Below are 18,595 nucleotides of genomic sequence, written 5' to 3'. Positions count from 1 at the left end.
GAACGCCGATGTACTTGACCCGCTTCCGTTTCAATACCGCCCGGCGCGAAGCACAACGACTGCTCCGCTCCCCGAACCGACTCCACGGTGCCGTGAACAGCGCCTTCATCGATCCGCCGGCGCGGGACGGCAGCGGCCCCCGCGTGCTGTGGCGGATCGACCAAGCCCCGGCGGACCGATTCGACCTTCTGATCTCCAGCCCTGACCGGCCCGACCTCACTCATCTCGTCGAGCAGGTGGGCTGGCCGAGCCTCGGTCAGGAAGGCTGGAGCACCTTCGCCTACGGAGAGTTCCTGAATGCCCTTGCCGAAGGCGACGAATGGGCCTTCCGCCTCACGGCCAACCCCGTACACCACATTCGCCGCGAGGAAGACGCACCCGGCACACCCACCAAACGAACGGCTCATGTGACGCCTCACCACCAGCTCGGATGGCTTCTGAAGCACCAGGAGCGGTCCGGATTCGCCGTGCTGCGCATCAGGCCCGACAACTGTGTTCCGGCCCCGGGGACGACCGAGGGCCTCAGTACCGGTGCCACGGATTGCACGGCTGACGCCCGAGGGGCTCAAAACACGCACCGGACGGCAGAAGGGGCCCAGGCCACCGCAGAGAGCCGTGAAGACGCGATGCCGGACGTGCAGGGGTACCAAGTCGTCGTCCACAACCGCACCCCGATCCGGTTCAGCAAGACACCAAGCGGAGGCGACCGTGCGCTCACGGACGCCACCCAGCACTCACCCGGAGGCCGCGGCGCCGCCCGCTCGCCCGCGTCGGATGTGCGCTTCACCCAGGCGACGTTCGACGGCCGACTGGAGATCACCGATCTCGCGGCCTTCCGGCGCACCCTGACGCATGGCCTGGGCAAAGCGAAGGCGTACGGCTGCGGTCTCATGACTCTCGCACCGGTCCGGTGAAGCCGTGACCATCAGCAGGCGCAGCCTCTCCTCACCCCGCGAACTCACCCGCGTCGGCGACCGCATTTCCTTCCTCTACCTGGAACGCTGCACCGTCCACCGCGACGACAACGCCATCACGGCGACGGACGCCGACGGCATCACCCACATCCCTTCCGCCACCATCAGCACCCTGCTCCTCGGTCCCGGGACCCGAGTGACCCATCAGGCGATGGCACTTCTGGGCGAGAGCGGCGCCGCGGTGGTCTGGGTGGGCGAGCACGGTGTGCGCTTCTACTCCGGCGGAAGGGCCCTCACCCGCTCGTCGGGGCTGTTGGAAGCCCAGGCGACGGCGTGGGCCAACCGCCGGACCAGAGTCGAAGTCGCCCGCGCCATGTACCGCATGCGCTTCCCGGACGAGGATCCGTCGGGCCGTACCCGGGACGAGCTGCTGCGGATGGAGGGCCGCCGGGTGAAGGACTGCTACCGGCGGGAATCCATCCGTACCGGTGTGCCATGGGTCCGGCGCGACTACCACCGCGAGGACTTCTCCGCCGGAGACGCCCCGAACCAAGGCGTCACCGCAGCCGCACAGTGCATGTACGGAATCGCCCATGCCGTCATCGCAGCGCTCGGCTGCTCCCCGGGGCTCGGCTTCGTCCACTCCGGCCACGAACGGTCCTTCGTCCTGGACATCGCAGACCTCTACAAGACAGAGATCGCCATCCCGGCCGCCTTCGACGCGGCTGCGGCGGGCGATCACGATGTCCCCACCCGAACTCGCCGCGCCCTGCGCGATCGCATCAACGAGACGAAGCTGCTCGAGCGTTGCGCCGAGGACATCAAGAAGCTCCTCCGTTACGAGGATTCCCGAAGCTCCGGTGGGTCCGTCGAGGAAGCGGATCACGTGGGCCTCCAGACGGACGACGGCCAGCTTCTCTCCAGCGGACGCAATTACGGGGACGAGCCGATCTGGTGACCGTCATCGTCCTTACGAACTGTCCCGCGGGCCTGCGCGGCTTCCTCACCCGCTGGCTTCTGGAGATCTCTCCCGGTGTATTCCTGGGCTCGCCCTCCGCCCGTATCCGAGACATCCTCTGGGACGAGGTCCGCACCTACTCCGGCCAAGGGCGCGCGCTGCTCGCCTACAACACGAACAACGAGCAGGGTTTCACCTTCCGCACCCATGACCATGCTTGGCACCCTACGGACCACGAGGGTCTCACTCTCCTCCACCGCCCGGCTGCCCCGTCTCCCGGCGGGTCTCCGAACCACGCTGCGCCGTCCGGGGACCCTCCGCGACAGGGATGGAGCAAGGCGGCGAAGAGGCGGAGGTTCGGCCGATAGAAGAGTGAGGGTTGATATGCGAAAAATGGCCGTAAGGTCGGAGTTTGGCAAAGTGGGTAAAATCCTGCCGCCGCTGCGATGAAGCACCAGGTCGGCTCCTGTGGTCCCCGCGCACGCGGGGGTGGTCCCTCAGCGATTCCCAAGAAACCCCGTCCAAAGGAGTGGTCCCCGCGCACGCGGGGGTGGTCCGGGCCGTCCGCGGCGAACGTCGTCGACGCGGAGGTGGTCCCCGCGCACGCGGGGGTGGTCCCAGGGTCATGGTGACGTTCCCGGCCCGCATCCGCGTGGTCCCCGCGCACGCGGGGGTGGTCCCCTCCCATTGCCGCGGAGACAGCCGAACCGGACGTGGTCCCCGCGCACGCGGGGGTGGTCCCGCGGGCTGCCACGCGGCAGCCAGGCTGGCGGCGTGGTCCCCGCGCACGCGGGGGTGGTCCCCGGGCCTTCAGCACCGGCGCCGTAGAAGCCGCGTGGTCCCCGCGCACGCGGGGGTGGTCCCAGAGACCGCACCCGCATTCGCCAGTGGGCCAAGGTGGTCCCCGCGCACGCGGGGGTGGTCCCCCTCCCGGACCGGCCCCGCGGCCCACGACCCTGTGGTCCCCGCGCACGCGGGGGTGGTCCCCGGATGAACGCCCTCGACCCGGCCACGGCCACGTGGTCCCCGCGCACGCGGGGGTGGTCCCCCCAGCCCACCCCCGCCCAGCGTGCCGCCGAAGAGTGGTCCCCGCGCACGCGGGGGTGGTCCCGCCCGGTCGGACAGCAACGCGACCTTGCGGTGGTGGTCCCCGCGCACGCGGGGGTGGTCCCTCCCTGACCAAGGCCACCGCCGCCGACGACGCGTGGTCCCCGCGCACGCGGGGGTGGTCCCTTCCACAGGTGTGTGAAGTACTCGGCCGAGTTGTGGTCCCCGCGCACGCGGGGGTGGTCCCTGGCCGGATCCGGAGGCGCCTTGGGTTGCCTTGTGGTCCCCGCGCACGCGGGGGTGGTCCCCGGGGGGACGGCAAGCAGCGGTACCCGGAGCGGTGGTCCCCGCGCACGCGGGGGTGGTCCCTCGGCCGGGCCGCCGTTTGCGGGAGTCCACGGGTGGTCCCCGCGCCTGCGGGGGTGGTCCCAGCCCGGGCGCTCCGGCGATGTCCTCGGCCGTGTGGTCCCCGCGCACGCGCTCCTTCTCGCCGACGGGATTGCTTTGCGAAGGTATCTCGCGAGCACCAGTGCCCTGAAGGCAGAGCGTCGTCAGCGTGTCCTGCTCGGACTATGTGGATGCGCCTTCGGTGTGCAGCCAGGTCCGGGTCCGTTCGTCCAGTTCGGCGGCGGGCCGTGCGCCGCGGGCGTGGAACTGGGCAAGGTCCGAGCGCATCGACCGTACGGCCTTGACGGTGCGGGAGGACCGGATGCCGGCCATGACGTCGAGTGCCTCGTTCCAGGTGGCGCATGCCTGCTCGATGCGCCCCTGGCAGAGCTGCGCGTGGCCTTCGGAAGCGGCTGACAGCGCGGTGATTCGTTGATGGGGCGTGGTGCTGTAGCGGCGACGCGCTGTGGCGTAGTGGGCTTCGGCCGCCTGGTGGTCGCCGAGTCGTTCACTGATCTTGGCGATGTGGGAGTTGACCGCCGCGGCTGGTGCGCCCCACGACGATGCCCATCCGGTCATGTCCCCGGCCTCGCCGGAGGTGGCGAGTTCGCGGGCGCGTTCTGCCTCCCGGAGGGCGGCGGCGCCGTTGCCGGAGTCGGCGAGGGCGCGGGCGCGGCAGATGACGAACAGGCTCTCGGCAGCGGGGTCGATGCCGCGGCTCAGCCGCAGGGCCGCGTCGGCCAGGCCGAGGACGTGTTCGGGGCGTCCGTTGTCCATGCCGTGGTGGGCGAGGATCCGCAGGACGTACGCCTGGTCGGCCCGGTTCCCGGAGCGCTGGGCCAGGCTGAACGCCTGGAGGTAGTAGCGCTGGGCGAGCCCGTGTTCACCGGCGTCGTACGCCTTCCACCCGGCCAGGTAGGTGAGAGAGGCGGCCGCGGAGTACATCTGGCGGTGTAACGCCTCGGACCGCCAACGGCCCCGGCAGAGACGGACGACGTCCTCGGTGAGGTACTGCACGACGGCGCTGCGCCCGTGCCGGCCGCCGTGCCGTTCGTCGATCCTGGTGAACATCGCCACCATGTCCCGCACGGTCGCGACTTCCGAGGCCCCCGCGATGCCGCCGGTGAGAACGCGTTCGGTGCGGGCCTTCATCTCTCCGGCCACACCGAGGGGGAGAGCCGCACCCGCTACGGAGTACGCGGACGTGGTGAGGAAGCTGCGTCGCTCGATGTCGGCCCTCCCGAGGTTCCCCAGCGTCTCCACCGGGTCACTGTCGACGGTAAGCCCGAGCTCGGCCCGGTCGGAAGAGAGGGTGTCCGGGAGGCCGAGATCGTACGGGGTGAGGACCCGCCCCACTCTGCGACCGAGTGCCTCGCACAGGTACCGGCCGGTGGCAGGGTGGGGAGGCGTTCCGCTCACCCAGTACGACACCGTCGACCTGCTGGTACGCAGGGTGTTGTCGCCCGCCGAAGCGGCGACGTGTACGACGGCGCGGGCGACTGCGTCGTAGGTGAGTCCTGACTCTTCAATCACCCGCGCCAAGCGGGAGTTGCGTGACCGGCTCATGACTGAACGTTAATGCCGCTGGCTTCGGCTGGGGCCGTCAATCAACACGTTCAACAGGCTGCCCCGCCCGACCTGCTGCCGCTCCGCCCTCCGCGCCCGTTCACTTTGGGCATGACCAACTCTCCCCCTGAACCTGGCCACGGGTACACCCTGACCCTCGCCGGGAAGGCCGTCCGACGGCCGGTCGACGGCGCGGTCTGGATTCCTCTCTGCCTCCGGCGACACGGACATGTCGTCGAGGAGACGGGGGCCGACGTCCCGCCCGATCAGGCCCTCGCGCTGGCCCACCAGGTCCTGGAACTGGCCGGAGGCACTGCATGAAGTGGGTTGACCGCGCCGGAGTTGCCGCCGTTGTGTTCACTGTGTCCGGCCTGTATGTCCGGCTGGCGGTGTGGCTGGAGGGCCGGCAGGCGGGGTGGATGCCGTGACCCCGCCTCCGCCCCCGCTCCCGTATCCCCTTTACGCCCCGGTCAGCAGCGCCCGAGTCCACCATGCCGCCCTCGGTGGCCAGGACTTCTACGACTCGTACGAGGCCGACGAGGATGTCGTACGCCGCCTCACGGACATCGGCTACCCGGCCCGCGCCGCGGCAAGGGCCGGGCGGGCCTTCCACCTCCGGGCCGTCACCTACGCCACCGAGACCCTGGGGCTCCACCAGTTCCTGGATATCGGCCCCGGCCTGCCCCCGCACACCGGTGTGGACACGCACTCGATAGCCGCCCTCTACACGGGAGACCGGGCCCGGACCCTCTACGCCGACGCCGCCCCGATCGTCATCGCCCGCTGGGTTCCCTGGCTCCGAGGGCACCACGTCCGGGCCGAACAGATCGACCTGCGCCGGACCGAGACCCTGCTCGCCGAGGCCGACGCGCACTTCGATCTCCGGTATCCCGTGGTTGTCGTGGCGACCGCCGTTCTCGACACCATCGACGACCAGGACCAGCCCCACCTCTGCATGCGCCGGATCATGGACGCCCTGGTGCCCGGGAGCGTGCTCGTCCTTTCCCACCTGACCTACGAGGACAACCCTCCACTCGTCCATCAGGCCGAAACCATTTTTCGTAAGGCAGGGCTCACCAGCTGCGCCCGGGGCTTCGAGGACATTGCCACCTTCTTCGGCGACCTCACGGCAGTCGGCCCGGGACTGGTCCCCGTCAGTCAGTGGTACCCCACCTGCGCCGACCCCGACGACCGGTCCATCGTTCACACCTACGGGGGCGTCGGGATCACATGACCACCGACCCCGCCACCACGCCGGTCGCGCTCGCCGTCATCACCAGCCCGGCCGACGGTTCCGTGCTTTTTGTGGAGCGTCGCGCCCCGGACGGGCCCCGGTGGGTCTTCCCCGGCGGAAAGGCCGAGCACGGCGAGACGGCCGAGCAGACAGCCGTGCGCGAGGCCGAACAGGAAACCGGGCTGATCGTGGCACCCGTCAAGCGCATCGGCGCCGCGCCCCACTACCTCACCGGCCGCTACCTCATCTACATCGCCTGCGCCGTCGTATCCGGTACCCCGCTGCCGGCCTCACCCCGCGAGGTCACCGACGTGGCGTGGGTTCCCACCCGGTTCGTGGACGTGACCGTCCCCGGCATCTACGAGCCCGTACGCCGATACCTCGGCCTCGCCCCGATGCCGACCCGCTGACTCCCGTCCCCGCCGGAAGACACGTCTCCCGGCGGACGGCCGAAAAATCCCCAACACCAGGAAGGAGCCCTGAATGAGTGCAGCAACCCTGAAGTTCGCATGGCTGGAGGTCACCGGCTTATGCAACGAGTTCTGCGATCACTGCTATGCCGACTCCGGCCCACAGGGCAACCATGGCACGATGACGCCGCAGAACTGGCAGAACGTCATCACTCAGCTTGCCGACATGGGTGCCGCCGACGTCCAGTTCATCGGTGGGGAACCAGCGCTCTACCCCCACCTCGATGACCTCATCACCCACGCCCACGGCAAGGGGCTCGGCATCGAGGTCTTCTCGAACCTGACCCACATCCGAGACCACCTCTGGGACGTCTTCCGGCAGTGCGACGTCAAGCTCGCGACGTCGTACTACTCCGATACGGCCGACGACCACGACGCCGTCACCAACCTCCGCGGATCCCACCGCCGCACCCGGGCGAACGTACGGAAGGCCCTCGCCCTGGGCATCCCCGTCCGAGGCGGAGTCGTCGCGGTACGCCAAGGGCAGCGCACCGCGGAAGCGGCCCAGGACCTGCGCACCCTGGGCGTACGGGAAGTCGGCGGCGACCGGACCCGGGCCTTCGGGCGAGGAGGTCGCGGAGCTGCTCCGACCATCGCCGACCTGTGCGGACACTGCGCCCACGAGAAGTGCGCTGTCGGACCCACCGGAGACGTCTGGCCGTGTGTTCTGGGCCGGTTCCTCACCATGGGTAACGTCCGCGAGACACCGCTCGCCGACATCTGGGCAGGCCCCGGAACAGCCCGCGTGACCGCGGACATCACAGCCGTACACGGGGAGGGGGCGCAGTCGTGCACGCCTCCGCAGTTTCTTCCCATGTGCGGCCCCTGCCAGCCCTGCGTTCCCACGGTCCAGTACTGCGACCCGGCAGAAGCCGACAGTCCCCAGGCCGGTCCCGCTAACATCGCCGCACCCGCGTAACCACAACCGCAGGGAGCACGCATGGACCACGGGGACGACTTCGGGCCATGGGAAACCCAGGGCGGCGAGCACGCCGTACAGCGGACCGAAGCGGAGTGGGCCGTGATCGCCGGATACATCCGGCACGCCGCCAACAAGATCGGCCCCCCGCTCCCGCTCTGCCTCCCCGGTGAGCCCGACGAGTGCGGGCGCACCGCCCAGCAGCACGTACTCGCCTGGGCCGCGCACCTCAAGGCCGCCGCACACCACCAGATCGAACAGGCGGCGCCCACACAGGCCCGCGCAGCACACGTCGCAGGGCCGCTCTACCAGCGGTACCTCACCGACGTCAGAGCCGACAGCCTCAGTCCGGGGCGCTGACGGACCGCGAATGATGATGCCTCCGCCGACGGCCTTCGCGGCGGGGGCATCGCCATGCGCACTGCCCGGAACCGGGTGAACCGGGGATTTGTCCCTCTCCGCACCGGAGAGCTTGCCGATCTTGCTGCGGAACGAAAAGGCCCAGGCCAGAAGCTTCCGGCCCGGGCATGAAAAGAGCCCCCTGTCGGATTCGAACCGACGACCTACGCATTACAAGTGCGGTGCTCTGGCCATCTGAGCTAAGGAGGCAGCGGGATCCACTCTACACAGCGGCCCCCGGCCGGTCGCGGGGGTTGGAAGATCGCGGAGGGGTGGCCGCGGGTGGATATCAGTTCGGTACCGCTGCTGACAGACAGGGAGGTCGCGGGGTAGCGTCGCAGCAGTTCGCGGGAGTGGACTACACCAATCCTTTACTCGGATCGTCCGGCACGTTCCTGCCGGTGGAGGGGAGACGCACCATGGCGTCCGTAACGTTCGACAAGGCCACCCGGCTCTACCCGGGCGGCACCAAGCCCGCCGTCGACCAGCTGGAGATCGAGATCGCGGACGGGGAGTTCCTCGTTCTCGTCGGTCCCTCCGGCTGTGGCAAGTCCACCTCCCTGCGCATGCTCGCGGGCCTGGAGGACGTCAACGGCGGGGCGATCCGCATCGGCGACCGTGATGTCACGCACCTGCCGCCGAAGGACCGGGACATCGCCATGGTGTTCCAGAACTACGCGCTCTACCCGCACATGACCGTCGCCGACAACATGGGCTTCGCGCTCAAGATCGCCGGGGTCAACAAGTCGGAGATCCGGGCGAAGGTCGAGGAGGCCGCGAAGATCCTCGACCTGACCGAGTACCTGGGGCGGAAGCCGAAGGCGCTCTCCGGCGGTCAGCGTCAGCGCGTCGCGATGGGCCGTGCCATCGTGCGTGAGCCGCAGGTGTTCCTCATGGACGAGCCGCTGTCGAACCTCGACGCCAAGCTCCGGGTCTCCACCCGTACCCAGATCGCGTCGCTCCAGCGCCGCCTCGGGATCACCACGGTCTACGTCACCCACGACCAGACCGAGGCGCTCACCATGGGCGACCGTGTCGCGGTGCTCAAGGACGGACTGCTCCAGCAGGTCGACTCCCCGCGCAACATGTACGACCGCCCGGCGAACCTCTTCGTCGCCGGCTTCATCGGCTCCCCGGCGATGAACCTCGTCCAGGTGCCGATCACCGACGGCGGTGTGAAGTTCGGCAACAGCGTGGTGCCCGTCTCCCGCGAGGCCCTGACGGCCGCCGCGGACCGCGGCGACACCACGGTCACCGTGGGCGTCCGCCCCGAGCACTTCGACGTCGTCGAGCACGACGGCGCCGCCGCCCGCTCCCTCTCCAAGGCCAGCGACGACGCCCCGGCCGGGCTCGCGATCTCCGTGAACGTGGTCGAGGAGCTGGGCTCCGACAGCTTCGTCTACGGCTCCGCCCGCGTCGGCGGCGAGGACAAGGACCTGGTGGTCCGCGTCGGCGGCCGGTCCGCCCCGGAGAAGGGCTCCGAGCTGCACGTCGTGCCGCGGCCGGGCGAGATCCACGTCTTCGCCACCTCCTCGGGCGAGCGCCTCACCGACTGACCCCCGCGCGCGACACCACGCGCCACGGCTTGACGAGAACGGCCCCGGGATTCCCGGGGCCGTTTTCCGTACGGTGAACGGGGTTTGTTCCGGCCCGGATTCGAAAGACTTCCTAGAACCTTCGCCCGGGCTTCCCCCGGGGGGGTGACGAAATGTCTCCAAATCATCACTGACCGCTACGCTCGCGTCCGTGACCCACTCAGCACGCCGAATCGGCCGCTCCCTCGCCTTCGTCCTGCCCGTCGTCCTGGTGCTCTCCGGAACCCTCGCGGTCACCAGTGTCCCGTGGGCCGGCCAGGCCGGTGACTCCAGGATGATCGCCGCCTCCTCCCAGAACGTGTCGGTGCCCGCCGTCGCCCGGACTCCGCAGGACGTCCTGCGCGACCGGCTCGTCGCCGACCTCCGCTCCAAGGACCCGGCCACGGTCCTCACCCAGCTCCAGCGCGAGGTGGAGGCCCGCCCGTCGCTCGGCAGGCACTGCATGTCCATCGCCCGTGCCCTCGGCCGCGCCGCCGTCGACCGCTTCGGCCCCACCCGCGCCCAGCAGTACTCCAAGCCCGTCTGCGACACCTCCTTCGCCGCCGGGGTCGCCCAGCGCGCCCAGGGCTGAGCAATCCGGTCCGTCCGGGGCGCTCCCCCTGGGGTCCGCCGGGCGCCGGTCCGCATAGGGTTCGTGGCATGCATATGCCCACGTATCCGACGCAGGCCGTCGTACTGGCCGGTGGCCAGGGGTCCCGGCTGCGCCCGTACACCGACGACCGTCCCAAGCCGATGGTCGAGATCCCGGGCACCGGGACCCCGATCATCGGCCATCAGCTCGCCTGGCTCGCCGCCGAAGGCGTGACGGACGTCGTCGTCTCCTGCGGCCATCTCGCCGAGGTGCTCCAGAAGTGGCTGGAGAGCACCGATCTGCCGCTCTCCGTCACCACCGTCGTGGAGACCGAACCGCTGGGCCGCGGCGGCGGACTGAAGTACGCGGCCGCACACCTGCCCCACCCGGACCAGCCCTGGTACGCCACCAACGGCGATATCTGGACCCGCTTCTCGCTCCGGGACATGGCCGCGTTCCACACCGAGCGCGACGCCACCGCGACCCTCGCGCTGGCCCGGCCCCGGATCCCCTGGGGCGCCGTCGAGACCGACAACTTCGGCCACATCACCGACTTCATCGAGTCGCCGCCGTCGCCGTTCCTCATCAACGCCGGTGTGTACGTGTTCTCCGCGGCCTTCCGCGATCTGCTGCCGGACATCGGCGACCACGAGCGCACCACCTTCCCCGGCCTGGCGCGCGAGCGGCGTCTCGCGGGCTTCCCGCTGCCGCAGGGCGCCTACTGGCGGGCCATCGACACCGCGAAGGACCTGACCGAGGCCGCGAAGGAACTGGCCGCGGGCGGGGCGTGAGTCCGCGAGTCTGTAAGTCCGCGAGTCCGCGAGTCCGCGAGTCCGTGAGTCCGTGAGTCCGTGAGTCCGTGAGTCCGTGAGTTCACGGTTGTGAGTTCACGGGCGGGAGGGCGTGAGTGCGTGAGCGGGGGGTGTGCGCCGGAAGGGGAGGCCGGCGCACGGCCCGTGCCGTGCCGGGCACTGCCGGGCGGCCACGACGAGTTCAGTGGCGGCCAGAGATGCGGTCCGCCAGTTTCGCCACCCGGTCCGTCTCGGTGGAACGCGCCGCCGCCTCGCGGCGGTCCGCGCCCCGGTAGGCCGCGTACAGCGCCTGTACGCCCAGCCAGCGCAGCGGCTCCGGCTCCCAGGTGCGGACCTTGTGGCCCACCCACGGCAGCGATGTCAGCTCCGTCGCCCCGCCCTGGCCGGAGTCCTGCTGGACGAGGTCCCGCAGGGTGCGGGCGGCGAGATTGGCCGTGGTGACGCCCGAGCCGACATAGCCGCCCGCCCAGCCGAGACCGGTCGCCCGGTCCAGGGTCACCGTCGCGCACCAGTCCCGCGGTACGCCCAGCACCCCCGACCAGGCGTGGTCGATCCGGGCCCGGGCCGCCTGCGGGAAGAACCGGAGCAGGATCTCGTGGAGCGCGGCGATCGTCGCGGGCTGCGTACGGCCGTCGTTGTCGGTGCGCGAACCGTAGCGGTACGGCACTCCGCGCCCGCCGATCGCGATCCGGTCGTCCGCCGTCCGCTGGGCGTACACGTACGCGTGCGCCATATCGCCCAGCGTCTCGCGGCCCGACCAGCCGACCGCCTCCCAGAAGTCCGCGGGCAGCGGCTCGGTGGCGATCATCGAGGAGTTCATCGGCAGCCAGGTGCGCCGGTGGCCCTTGAGCCCGGCCGTGAACCCCTCGGTGCAGCGCAGCACGTACGGCGCGCGGACCGTGCCGTACGGGGTGACCGCGTGCTTGGGGCGGATCTCGGTGACCGGGGTCGACTCGTGGATCGTGACGCCGAGCGCCTCCACCGCCGCCGCCAGCCCCTTCACCAGCTTCACCGGGTGCACCCGGGCACCGTGCGGGGTCCAGGTGGAGCCGACCGCTCCGGCGACCCGGATCCGGTCGGCGGTGTCGCGGGCGCCCAGCAGGACCCGGTCCGTCTCGCCGAACGCGACCTCCACCGAGTGGTACGCCCGCAGCCGGGCGGACTGAGCCGGGGAGCAGGCGACTTCGAGGACCCCGCCCCGGTGGACATCCGCGTCGATGCCCTCCTCGGCGCAGACCGCGATGGTCTCGGCGACGGAGTCGTTCATGGCCCGCTGGAGGCGTACCGCGGACTCGTGGCCGTGGCGGCGGGCGTAGCGGTCGCGGCCCGCGATGCCGTTGTAGAGCCAGCCGCCGTTGCGGCCGGAGGCGCCGTAGCCGCAGAACGCGGCCTCCAGGACGGTGATGTTGAGGAAGGGCACCGCCTTCTTCAGGTAGTACGCCGTCCACAGGCCGGTATAGCCGCCGCCGACGATGCAGACGTCCGCGGTGCCGTCGCCCGGCAGCGGTTCGCGGGGCGCGGCGAGCCCGTCCTGCGCGAACCAGAACGAGATACCGCCGTTGACCGTGCCTGCGCTGCCCGTGCCCGTCGTGCTCATGTCGTCCCTGGTGCCGTTCCGCGGGGGATGGTGCGATCGGTACGACTGTATGCAGGTGGGCGGGGGCCTGGAAATGGGGGAATCCGTTGAACCCCGGAACCGTACGATCGGCCGCATGATCAGGGTCCCGGAGGAGTTGGCCGCAAGCCACCGCGCGCACGGAACGGAGGCGTCCAGGGCGTTCGTCGCGGGGCTTCCGGCCCGTACGGAGGGGTTCCTGGAGCGCTGGGAGCTGACCCCGGACGGGGCGCCGATGCACGGCGTCGTCGCCCTCGTGCTGCCCGTGATCCGCTCCGACGGTACGGAATCCGTACTCAAACTCCAGCCCGTGGACGACGAGACCGAGGGCGAACCGGTCGCGCTGCGCGCCTGGGACGGCGATGGCGCGGTCCGCCTCCTCGACCACGATCCGGCGACCGGCACCCTGCTGCTGGAGCGGCTGGACGCGGCCCGTCCGCTCTCCGCCGTCGCCGACACCGCGGAGGCGGTACGGATCCTGGGGGCCCTGCTGGCCGGGCTGACGGGCCGCCCCGCGCCCGTCGGACTGCGGCGGCTCGGGGATATCGCCGCGGGGATGCTGGAGCGGGTGCCGGAGGCGCTCGCCGCACTGCCGGACCCGGCGGACCGCAAGCTGCTCGCGGACTGCGCGGCCGCGCTGCGGGAGGTCGCCGGGGAGCCCGGGGACCGGCTGCTGCACTGGGATCTGCACTACGACAACGTCCTCGGCGCCGCCCGGGAGCCCTGGCTGGCGATCGACCCGAAGCCACTGGCCGGGGATCCGGGCTTCGAACTGCTCCCCGCGCTCACCAACCGCTTCGACCCGGACCCGGCCGCGATCCGGCTGCGGTTCGACCTGCTGACCGAGGCGCTCGGGGCGGACGGGGACCGGGAGCGGGCCCGGGCCTGGACGCTGGGCCGGGTGCTCCAGTACTGCCTCTGGGATCTGGAGGACGGCGGGGACGAGCTGGACGACATCCCGGTGGCGGTGGCGAACGCCCTGCTCAGGAGGTGAGGGGGCGGAGAGAACAGGGTGGTGGGGTGGGAGTGAACAGGGTGGCCGGGGTTGGGGAAACGGGGTGGCGGGGGCGGTGGCCGTGACCGCATGCTGACGGCATGATCCGTACCGCGCTGCCCGCCGATGTCCCCGCAATCCACCGGATGATCCTGGCCCTCGCCGAACACCAGGGTTACCGGCATGAAGTCCGGGCCGGTGAGGAGCAGTTGCGCGAGGCGCTGTTCGGGCCCGATCCGGCGGTCCATGCCCTGGTCGCCGTCGACGAGGACGGTGCTCATGCCGGGTTCGCGCTCTGGTTCCTCACCTACTCGACCTGGCGCGGTGTCCACGGCATCTATCTGGAGGATCTGTACGTCGACCCGGCCGCGCGCGGCGGTGGCCACGGGAAGGCGCTGGTTGCCGCGCTGGCCCGGATCTGTGCCGAGCGCGGCTACCAGCGGCTGGAGTGGTCGGTGCTGGACAAGCTGGTCCCGACGATCGCGTTCTACCGCTCGCTGGGGGCGGCACCGCTGGAGGACAGCCGGGTGTTCCGGCTGGCGGACGCGGAGCTGGCGCAGCTGGCGGCGTACGAGGCCCCCTGAGCCGCCGCGGGGCGGTGGCGGGCTACGGAGCGGGGCGGTGGCGGCCCGGCTTACGGGGGGTGGGGCCCCGTACGGTGTTCCGCGGCGCCTCCTTGCGCCCGGCGCCCCCGGGCGGGCCCCGTCACGGCACCAGGACCACCTTGCCCATCGACGCCCTGGTCTCCAGCGCCCGGTGCGCGTCCGCCGCGCGGGCCAGGGGGAAGCGCTGGACGGCCGGGGCCAGTCTGCCCGTCGCGGCCGCCGCCAGCGCCCGGTCCTCCAGCACCCGGATATCGCCGCCCACCGGCGCCAGCAGCACCGGGCCCAGCACATAGACGGTCTCGACGCCGAGGGCCGCCTGCTCCTCCTCGGTGAGCAGCAGGGGCTCCCCGCTGTGCGGGCCGTTCTCGCCCGCCCAGCCGTAGACGAGGTGGCGGCCGCCCTTGCCGAGCAGGCCGACGGCGGCCCGCCCGGTGGCACCGCCGACCGCGTCGAGATAGACGGTGGCGCGCCGGTCGCCGAGGTAGTCGCGGACCTGCTCCGGCCAGGCCGGGCCGGTGTAGTCGACGGCCAGGTCCGCGCCGTTGGCCAGGGTGCGGGCCACCTTGGCCGGTCCGCCCGCCAGCCCGATGACGGTGGCCCCGGCGTTCTTGGCGTACTGCACGGCGAGGGTGCCGATACCGCCGGCCGCGGCCGAGACGATCGCGATCGCGTCCGGGCCGAGGTCCGCGTAGTGCAGGATGCCCAGCGCGGTGCGGCCCGTGCCGATCATGGCGACGGCCTCGGCCTCGCCGAGACCGTCCGGCAGGGGCCTGAGCCGCTCGGCGCCGGTGACGGCGAGTTCGGCGTAGCCGCCCGGGTTCAGGCCGAGATGGGCGACGACCCGGCGGCCGAGCCAGCCGGGGTCGGTGCCCTCGCCGACCGCGTCGACCGTGCCCGCGACCTCCCGGCCGGGGATCGTGGGCAGGGCGGGCGGCTCCGGATAAGGGCCCTGCTCGCCCTCGCGGAGGGAGGTGTCGAGGACGTGCACTCCGGAGGCGGCGACCCGGATCCGCACCTGGCCGGGGCCGGGCACGGGGTCGGGCACCTCCTCGTAGGTCAGGTTCTCGGCGGGGCCGAAGGTGTGGAGTCGGACGGCGTGCATGCGCGGGTCCCCCTGGGTGTGCGGTCGCGGTGGTCCGTACGGTCCGGGCCGGCGGCCGCGGTGCGCGGGGCGGGTGCGGTGCGCGGGGCGGGTGCGGTGCGCGGGGCGGGTACGGGCCGTACGAAACCCAGCCTCATACCTCAAGCAAGGTTGAGGTCAAGGCCGGGCGCGGGGTCGCGGGGGATGCGGTAGCCGAGCCCGGGGACGGTGTCGATGACCGGCGGGTCGCCGAGTTTGACGCGGAGTCTGCTGATGGTGATCCGTATCGCGTTGGTGCGGTAGCAGGTCCGTTCCTCCCAGACCTGTTCCACGAGGTCCTCGTTGCTCAGTACCGCGCCGTCGGCCCGGAGCAGCACCTCCAGCACCGCGAACTCCTTCCGGGTCAGGGCGAGCGGCCGCCCGTGGCGGCCGGCCCGGCGGCGGAAGGCGTCCAGCGCGAGGCCGCTGCCGGGGTGCTCGACGACCGGCGGCAGCGCGGGATGCGCCCGGCGGCCCAGGGCCACGATCCGGGCCAGCAGTTCGGCGTGGACGAAGGGCTTGGGCAGATAGTCGTCCGCCCCCAGCGCCAGCCCCTCGACCCGCTCGTCCACGGTGCCGGACGCGGTCAGCATCAGTACCCGGGTGAGCGGCCGGTGCCCGGCCACCCACCGGCAGACGTCGTCCCCGTGGACGCCGGGCAGTCCGCGGTCCAGGACCACCACGTCGTAGTCGCCGGAGTCCAGCTTCGCCAGCGCCCGCGACCCGTCGTGCACCACGTCCACCGCGACGGCGTCCCGCCGCAGGGCCCTGGCCACCATCTCCGCCAGGAACTTCTCGTCCTCCACCAGCAGTACCCGCATCCCTCCTTCCTACCGTGACCCGGATGTGTTCCGTGTAGGGAAGGAGTGCGTGAAGGAGTGCGTGAGGGCGTGCGTGAGGACGTGCGTGAAGGCGTGCGTGAAGGAGTGCGGGCAGGAGTGCGTGAAGGCGGGCAGGAAGGAGCGCGGGACGAAGCGATAGAGCGACGAAAGGTCCGTCCCGGCTAGAACGGAGGGCGCAAGGCACCACCGGAGAAAGGGGTCATTCCATGCAGCTCACCAAGAGGCGCCGGTACGGCCGGAGTTCTGTGGCCGCCGGTTCGCTCGTGGCGCTGACCGCGGTCGTCGCGCCGGCCGTTCCGGCGCACGCCGTCGTCGGGGGCGGCGACGCTCCCGCGCCCAGGAGCTGGGCGGTCTCCCTCCAGACGGAGAAGGGCGGGCATTTCTGCGGCGGCACACTGGTCGACCGCCAGTGGGTGCTGACGGCGTTCCACTGTGTGGGCGGCGGTACGACGCCGGTGCAGGACCTCCGGGTCCGGATCGGCAGCCTCTCCGTCAGCCAGGGCGGCACCGTCGCCCGGGTCGAGCGGATCGTGAACCATCCCGATGCCCGGGTACGCCCCGACGGCGTCTTCGCCGGGCCCGACCTCGCGCTGCTGAAGCTGGACAAGCCGGTGCACCGGCGGCCCGCCGCGCTCAACACCGCGACACCGCCGACCGGGACCCCGGCACGGCTGCTGGGCTGGGGCAACACCTGCGCGGACGGAGAGTGCCTGCCGGAGCGGCTCCAGCGGCTCGAACTGCCGCTGAGCGAGAAGGTGCGGGACAAGCTGGAGTTCAGGGACGCCCGGTTCCGCGGTGCCGGGTTCGGTGACTCCGGCGGCCCGCTGGTCGTGAGGTCCGCCGCCGGTGGCTGGCGGCTGGCCGGGGTGGTGTCGTCCGGTTTCCTGTCCGACACCCATGCGGTCTCCTCGTTCACCGATGTGGCCCAGTACGGGGAGTGGCTGCGGGCGACCGTCGCGCGGCCGCGCTGATCCCGGCCGGGGGCGGTCCGCGTCCCGCCGCGGGGGCGCGGGCGTCCGTCCATGCCGCCCGCGCCCTCCCCGGCGGGGCGCGGGCCGCCCGCCCGGCCGTCCGCTTGTGCAGCCCGCTTGCGCGCCCGTTTGTACAGCCCGCGCCCTCCGAGAGGAGTCAGGCGCCGGTCCGCGCCGTCCGTGCCGCACGGGCCGTGCGCGCCTTCCCCAGCGCCCGCAGCGCCAGCTCCGACGCCTCCAGCCCGCTCGCGAACGACACCTCGCCCAGCAGCCCCGGCGCCGCCACCTGGTCGCCCGCCAGGAACACCCCGTCGCCCCGGTCCACGGCCGGCCGGTCCCGCCAGGTCGTCCCGGGCAGTTCGAGCGCGCCCGTACGGTCCATGGCCAGCGCGTCCCGCCGCCACAGCACCCGGTCCCGCCAGCCCGGCAGCCCCAGGTCGAACAGCTCCTCGGCATGCGCCGAACCGGCCGCCTTCCCCTCGTGCGGGGCGACCGGGAACTGGGCCTGGACCAGCGAGACCCCGGCCGGGGCCAGCCCGGGCGCCGGAGCCGAGAAACGCTCCACCCAGCCCGGTGCGTCCAGGTCCGAGACGATGAACGCGTCCTTGCGGCTGCGGCGTACCGCCAGGTCCACCAGGACCGTACGGCCGCCGGTCCAGTGCAGTGAATCGTCCCCGAGGAGCCGCCGCGCCGCCGCGAGGGAGGTGGCGACGATCACCGGTCCCCGCGCGGTGGGCAGTTCGTCCACCCGCGCCGAGGTCTCGATCCGTACGCCCAGCTCCCGGGCCCGGTCCGCCATCAGGTCCATCACCCGGCCCCAGCCGCCGAGCGGATAGCGGACCTGCGGCGGCAGCGCGGCCGCCCGGGCCAGCCGCTCCTGGACGAAGGCGGCCGACAGCGAGCCGGGGTCGTGGTGGAAGAGGGCCACGCCCGAGAAGTGCGCGGCCGCGCGGGCCGCCTCCGCACCGGCGATCCCGCCGGCCCAGTCGGTGAAGGAGACCCCGGACGGCGCCTGCGCCACCGGGATCCGGCTCAGCTTCAGCAGCCCGCGCGGCGGCAGCGACCGCAGGGCACCCCCGAGCCGGAAGCGGAACCGCAGCCCGTCCGCCACCGAGACCCGCCCGACCGGGCCGGTCAGCCCGCGCTTCCGGAGCCAGGACCACAGGGGGCCGGTGTAGAAGACGTGCGGCCCCTCGCTCGCCAGGTACGGGCCGTCGGCGGTACGGCCCCGGCCGCCCAGGGTGTGGTGGGCCTCCAGGAGGGTGACGCCCGCCCCGGCCTCGGCCGCGGAGATCGCCGCGGTGAGTCCGGCGAGCCCGCCGCCGACGACGGTGACCCGGTCACCCTGCTGCGTACGGCCCACTGCCTTGTCCGTCATGGTTCCGTCCCTTCCCGGTCCTGGCGGCGCCCGGTCGGGGCGTCGTCGTAGGAGGGACGGCACAGCCCCCGGATATGTGACAGGGACGCGGAAATTCTCCGAAGGAACTTTCGAAGGAGCTTTCGGAGCAGCTTCCAGACGGGGCTTCCGGAGGAGCTTTCCGGCGGGGGCGCCCGGCGCGGGCTGGGCGGCCCCGCC

General features: G+C 72.0%; 19 protein-coding genes, 1 tRNA gene and 1 CRISPR repeat array. Of the genes, 14 read left to right on the top strand and 6 right to left on the bottom strand.

Annotated elements, in window-relative coordinates; all coding sequences use genetic code 11:
- Positions 1-8: 8 nt before the first annotated feature.
- Genes ACWDR0_RS06505 through cas2e form a run of 3 tightly spaced genes read left to right on the top strand, consistent with a single transcriptional unit; the run spans position 9 to position 2,240 of the window.
- A complete protein-coding gene (locus ACWDR0_RS06505; RefSeq protein WP_456350504.1) occupies positions 9-914 on the top strand; it encodes a type I-E CRISPR-associated protein Cas6/Cse3/CasE in 906 nt (301 codons plus the stop codon).
- A 4-nt stretch (positions 915-918) separates the two neighbouring features.
- Positions 919-1,872: a type I-E CRISPR-associated endonuclease Cas1e gene (cas1e, locus tag ACWDR0_RS06500; RefSeq protein ID WP_456350503.1), complete on the top strand. Its 954-nt coding sequence runs from the start codon at positions 919-921 to the stop codon at positions 1,870-1,872.
- The gene (cas2e, locus tag ACWDR0_RS06495; protein WP_456350502.1) at positions 1,869-2,240 is read left to right on the top strand and encodes a type I-E CRISPR-associated endoribonuclease Cas2e; all 372 of its coding nucleotides are present in this window, start codon (positions 1,869-1,871) and stop codon (positions 2,238-2,240) included. Before cas1e ends, cas2e begins: the two co-directional genes overlap by 4 nt.
- Positions 2,241-2,340: 100 nt before the next feature.
- A CRISPR array of direct repeats spans positions 2,341-3,349; the repeat unit is 29 nt; unit sequence GTGGTCCCCGCGCACGCGGGGGTGGTCCC.
- Between the two features lie 140 nt (positions 3,350-3,489).
- On the opposite strand, the gene ACWDR0_RS06490 is transcribed toward cas2e, so the two are convergent.
- The gene (locus tag ACWDR0_RS06490) at positions 3,490-4,872 is read right to left on the bottom strand and encodes a hypothetical protein (RefSeq protein WP_456350501.1); all 1,383 of its coding nucleotides are present in this window, start codon (positions 4,870-4,872) and stop codon (positions 3,490-3,492) included.
- Positions 4,873-4,983: 111 nt separating this feature from the next.
- Here ACWDR0_RS06490 and ACWDR0_RS06485 point away from each other — a divergent pair, with 111 nt between their 5' ends.
- The 5 genes from ACWDR0_RS06485 (at position 4,984) to ACWDR0_RS06465 (ending at position 7,855) form a co-directional block, all read left to right on the top strand.
- A complete protein-coding gene (locus ACWDR0_RS06485) occupies positions 4,984-5,193 on the top strand; it encodes a hypothetical protein (protein ID WP_456350500.1) in 210 nt (69 codons plus the stop codon).
- A gap of 103 nt (positions 5,194-5,296) precedes the next feature.
- Positions 5,297-6,106: an SAM-dependent methyltransferase gene (locus tag ACWDR0_RS06480; protein ID WP_456350499.1), complete on the top strand. Its 810-nt coding sequence runs from the start codon at positions 5,297-5,299 to the stop codon at positions 6,104-6,106.
- Positions 6,103-6,516, top strand: coding sequence for an NUDIX hydrolase (locus ACWDR0_RS06475; protein WP_456350498.1), 414 nt, complete (start codon positions 6,103-6,105; stop codon positions 6,514-6,516). The genes ACWDR0_RS06480 and ACWDR0_RS06475 overlap by 4 nt, the downstream gene beginning before the upstream one ends.
- A gap of 73 nt (positions 6,517-6,589) precedes the next feature.
- Positions 6,590-7,495 carry a radical SAM protein gene (locus ACWDR0_RS06470; RefSeq protein WP_456350497.1) on the top strand — a complete coding sequence of 302 codons (906 nt, stop codon included), beginning with the start codon at positions 6,590-6,592 and terminating at the stop codon, positions 7,493-7,495.
- A 21-nt stretch (positions 7,496-7,516) separates the two neighbouring features.
- On the top strand, positions 7,517-7,855 hold the full coding sequence (locus ACWDR0_RS06465) for a hypothetical protein (protein WP_456350496.1): 339 nt from the start codon (positions 7,517-7,519) through the stop codon (positions 7,853-7,855).
- 175 nt (positions 7,856-8,030) lie between these two features.
- On the opposite strand, the gene ACWDR0_RS06460 is transcribed toward ACWDR0_RS06465, so the two are convergent.
- Positions 8,031-8,104 (bottom strand) — tRNA-Thr (locus ACWDR0_RS06460).
- Between the two features lie 209 nt (positions 8,105-8,313).
- On the opposite strand from ACWDR0_RS06460, the gene ACWDR0_RS06455 reads away from it, so the two are divergent.
- From ACWDR0_RS06455 to ACWDR0_RS06445, 3 genes are all read left to right on the top strand, one after another.
- Positions 8,314-9,450 (top strand): ABC transporter ATP-binding protein, encoded by a 1,137-nt coding sequence (locus ACWDR0_RS06455; protein WP_456350495.1) that lies wholly within the window; start codon positions 8,314-8,316, stop codon positions 9,448-9,450.
- A 190-nt stretch (positions 9,451-9,640) separates the two neighbouring features.
- The gene (locus ACWDR0_RS06450; protein ID WP_456350494.1) at positions 9,641-10,060 is read left to right on the top strand and encodes a hypothetical protein; all 420 of its coding nucleotides are present in this window, start codon (positions 9,641-9,643) and stop codon (positions 10,058-10,060) included.
- A gap of 74 nt (positions 10,061-10,134) precedes the next feature.
- Positions 10,135-10,851, top strand: coding sequence for a nucleotidyltransferase family protein (locus ACWDR0_RS06445; protein WP_456350526.1), 717 nt, complete (start codon positions 10,135-10,137; stop codon positions 10,849-10,851).
- A gap of 202 nt (positions 10,852-11,053) precedes the next feature.
- Here the strand turns inward: ACWDR0_RS06445 and ACWDR0_RS06440 are convergent, their stop codons facing one another.
- Positions 11,054-12,469, bottom strand: a complete 1,416-nt coding sequence (locus ACWDR0_RS06440) for an NAD(P)/FAD-dependent oxidoreductase (RefSeq protein WP_456350493.1) — start codon at positions 12,467-12,469, stop codon at positions 11,054-11,056.
- A 73-nt stretch (positions 12,470-12,542) separates the two neighbouring features.
- Here ACWDR0_RS06440 and ACWDR0_RS06435 point away from each other — a divergent pair, with 73 nt between their 5' ends.
- Both ACWDR0_RS06435 and ACWDR0_RS06430 read left to right on the top strand, forming a co-directional pair.
- Positions 12,543-13,481 carry an aminoglycoside phosphotransferase family protein gene (locus tag ACWDR0_RS06435; RefSeq protein WP_456350492.1) on the top strand — a complete coding sequence of 313 codons (939 nt, stop codon included), beginning with the start codon at positions 12,543-12,545 and terminating at the stop codon, positions 13,479-13,481.
- Positions 13,482-13,582: 101 nt separating this feature from the next.
- On the top strand, positions 13,583-14,065 hold the full coding sequence (locus ACWDR0_RS06430; protein ID WP_456350491.1) for an N-acetyltransferase family protein: 483 nt from the start codon (positions 13,583-13,585) through the stop codon (positions 14,063-14,065).
- A 121-nt stretch (positions 14,066-14,186) separates the two neighbouring features.
- Here ACWDR0_RS06430 and ACWDR0_RS06425 read toward each other — a convergent pair whose 3' ends face one another.
- Entirely contained in the window at positions 14,187-15,188 is a 1,002-nt protein-coding gene (locus ACWDR0_RS06425) for a zinc-binding dehydrogenase (protein WP_456350490.1), read from the bottom strand.
- Between the two features lie 140 nt (positions 15,189-15,328).
- Positions 15,329-16,027 (bottom strand): response regulator transcription factor, encoded by a 699-nt coding sequence (locus ACWDR0_RS06420; protein WP_456350489.1) that lies wholly within the window; start codon positions 16,025-16,027, stop codon positions 15,329-15,331.
- A 227-nt stretch (positions 16,028-16,254) separates the two neighbouring features.
- Between ACWDR0_RS06420 and ACWDR0_RS06415 the strand changes: the two genes are divergently transcribed.
- On the top strand, positions 16,255-17,019 hold the full coding sequence (locus ACWDR0_RS06415) for a S1 family peptidase (protein WP_456350488.1): 765 nt from the start codon (positions 16,255-16,257) through the stop codon (positions 17,017-17,019).
- A gap of 157 nt (positions 17,020-17,176) precedes the next feature.
- On the opposite strand, the gene ACWDR0_RS06410 is transcribed toward ACWDR0_RS06415, so the two are convergent.
- The gene (locus ACWDR0_RS06410) at positions 17,177-18,397 is read right to left on the bottom strand and encodes an FAD-dependent oxidoreductase (protein ID WP_456350487.1); all 1,221 of its coding nucleotides are present in this window, start codon (positions 18,395-18,397) and stop codon (positions 17,177-17,179) included.
- Positions 18,398-18,595 lie beyond the last annotated feature (198 nt).

This window comes from Streptomyces sp. NPDC003691, from assembly GCF_053981115.1.
This window is presented reverse-complemented; position numbering and strand designations above follow the sequence as displayed.

What these genes read in the sequence shown, in the direction of transcription:
- ACWDR0_RS06430 (WP_456350491.1), top strand. Translation starts at nt 13,583, where the DNA reads ATGATCCGTACCGCGCTGCCCGCCGATGTCCCCGCAATCCACCGGATG.
- ACWDR0_RS06475 (WP_456350498.1), top strand. Translation starts at nt 6,103, where the DNA reads ATGACCACCGACCCCGCCACCACGCCGGTCGCGCTCGCCGTCATCACC.
- ACWDR0_RS06485 (WP_456350500.1), top strand. Translation starts at nt 4,984, where the DNA reads ATGACCAACTCTCCCCCTGAACCTGGCCACGGGTACACCCTGACCCTC.
- ACWDR0_RS06425 (WP_456350490.1), bottom strand. Translation starts at nt 15,188, where the DNA reads ATGCACGCCGTCCGACTCCACACCTTCGGCCCCGCCGAGAACCTGACC.
- ACWDR0_RS06445 (WP_456350526.1), top strand. Translation starts at nt 10,135, where the DNA reads ATGCCCACGTATCCGACGCAGGCCGTCGTACTGGCCGGTGGCCAGGGG.
- ACWDR0_RS06470 (WP_456350497.1), top strand. Translation starts at nt 6,590, where the DNA reads ATGAGTGCAGCAACCCTGAAGTTCGCATGGCTGGAGGTCACCGGCTTA.
- ACWDR0_RS06505 (WP_456350504.1), top strand. Translation starts at nt 9, where the DNA reads ATGTACTTGACCCGCTTCCGTTTCAATACCGCCCGGCGCGAAGCACAA.
- ACWDR0_RS06465 (WP_456350496.1), top strand. Translation starts at nt 7,517, where the DNA reads ATGGACCACGGGGACGACTTCGGGCCATGGGAAACCCAGGGCGGCGAG.
- ACWDR0_RS06415 (WP_456350488.1), top strand. Translation starts at nt 16,255, where the DNA reads ATGCAGCTCACCAAGAGGCGCCGGTACGGCCGGAGTTCTGTGGCCGCC.
- ACWDR0_RS06435 (WP_456350492.1), top strand. Translation starts at nt 12,543, where the DNA reads ATGGGGGAATCCGTTGAACCCCGGAACCGTACGATCGGCCGCATGATC.
- ACWDR0_RS06490 (WP_456350501.1), bottom strand. Translation starts at nt 4,872, where the DNA reads ATGAGCCGGTCACGCAACTCCCGCTTGGCGCGGGTGATTGAAGAGTCA.
- ACWDR0_RS06440 (WP_456350493.1), bottom strand. Translation starts at nt 12,469, where the DNA reads ATGAGCACGACGGGCACGGGCAGCGCAGGCACGGTCAACGGCGGTATC.
- ACWDR0_RS06410 (WP_456350487.1), bottom strand. Translation starts at nt 18,397, where the DNA reads ATGACGGACAAGGCAGTGGGCCGTACGCAGCAGGGTGACCGGGTCACC.
- ACWDR0_RS06455 (WP_456350495.1), top strand. Translation starts at nt 8,314, where the DNA reads ATGGCGTCCGTAACGTTCGACAAGGCCACCCGGCTCTACCCGGGCGGC.
- ACWDR0_RS06420 (WP_456350489.1), bottom strand. Translation starts at nt 16,027, where the DNA reads ATGCGGGTACTGCTGGTGGAGGACGAGAAGTTCCTGGCGGAGATGGTG.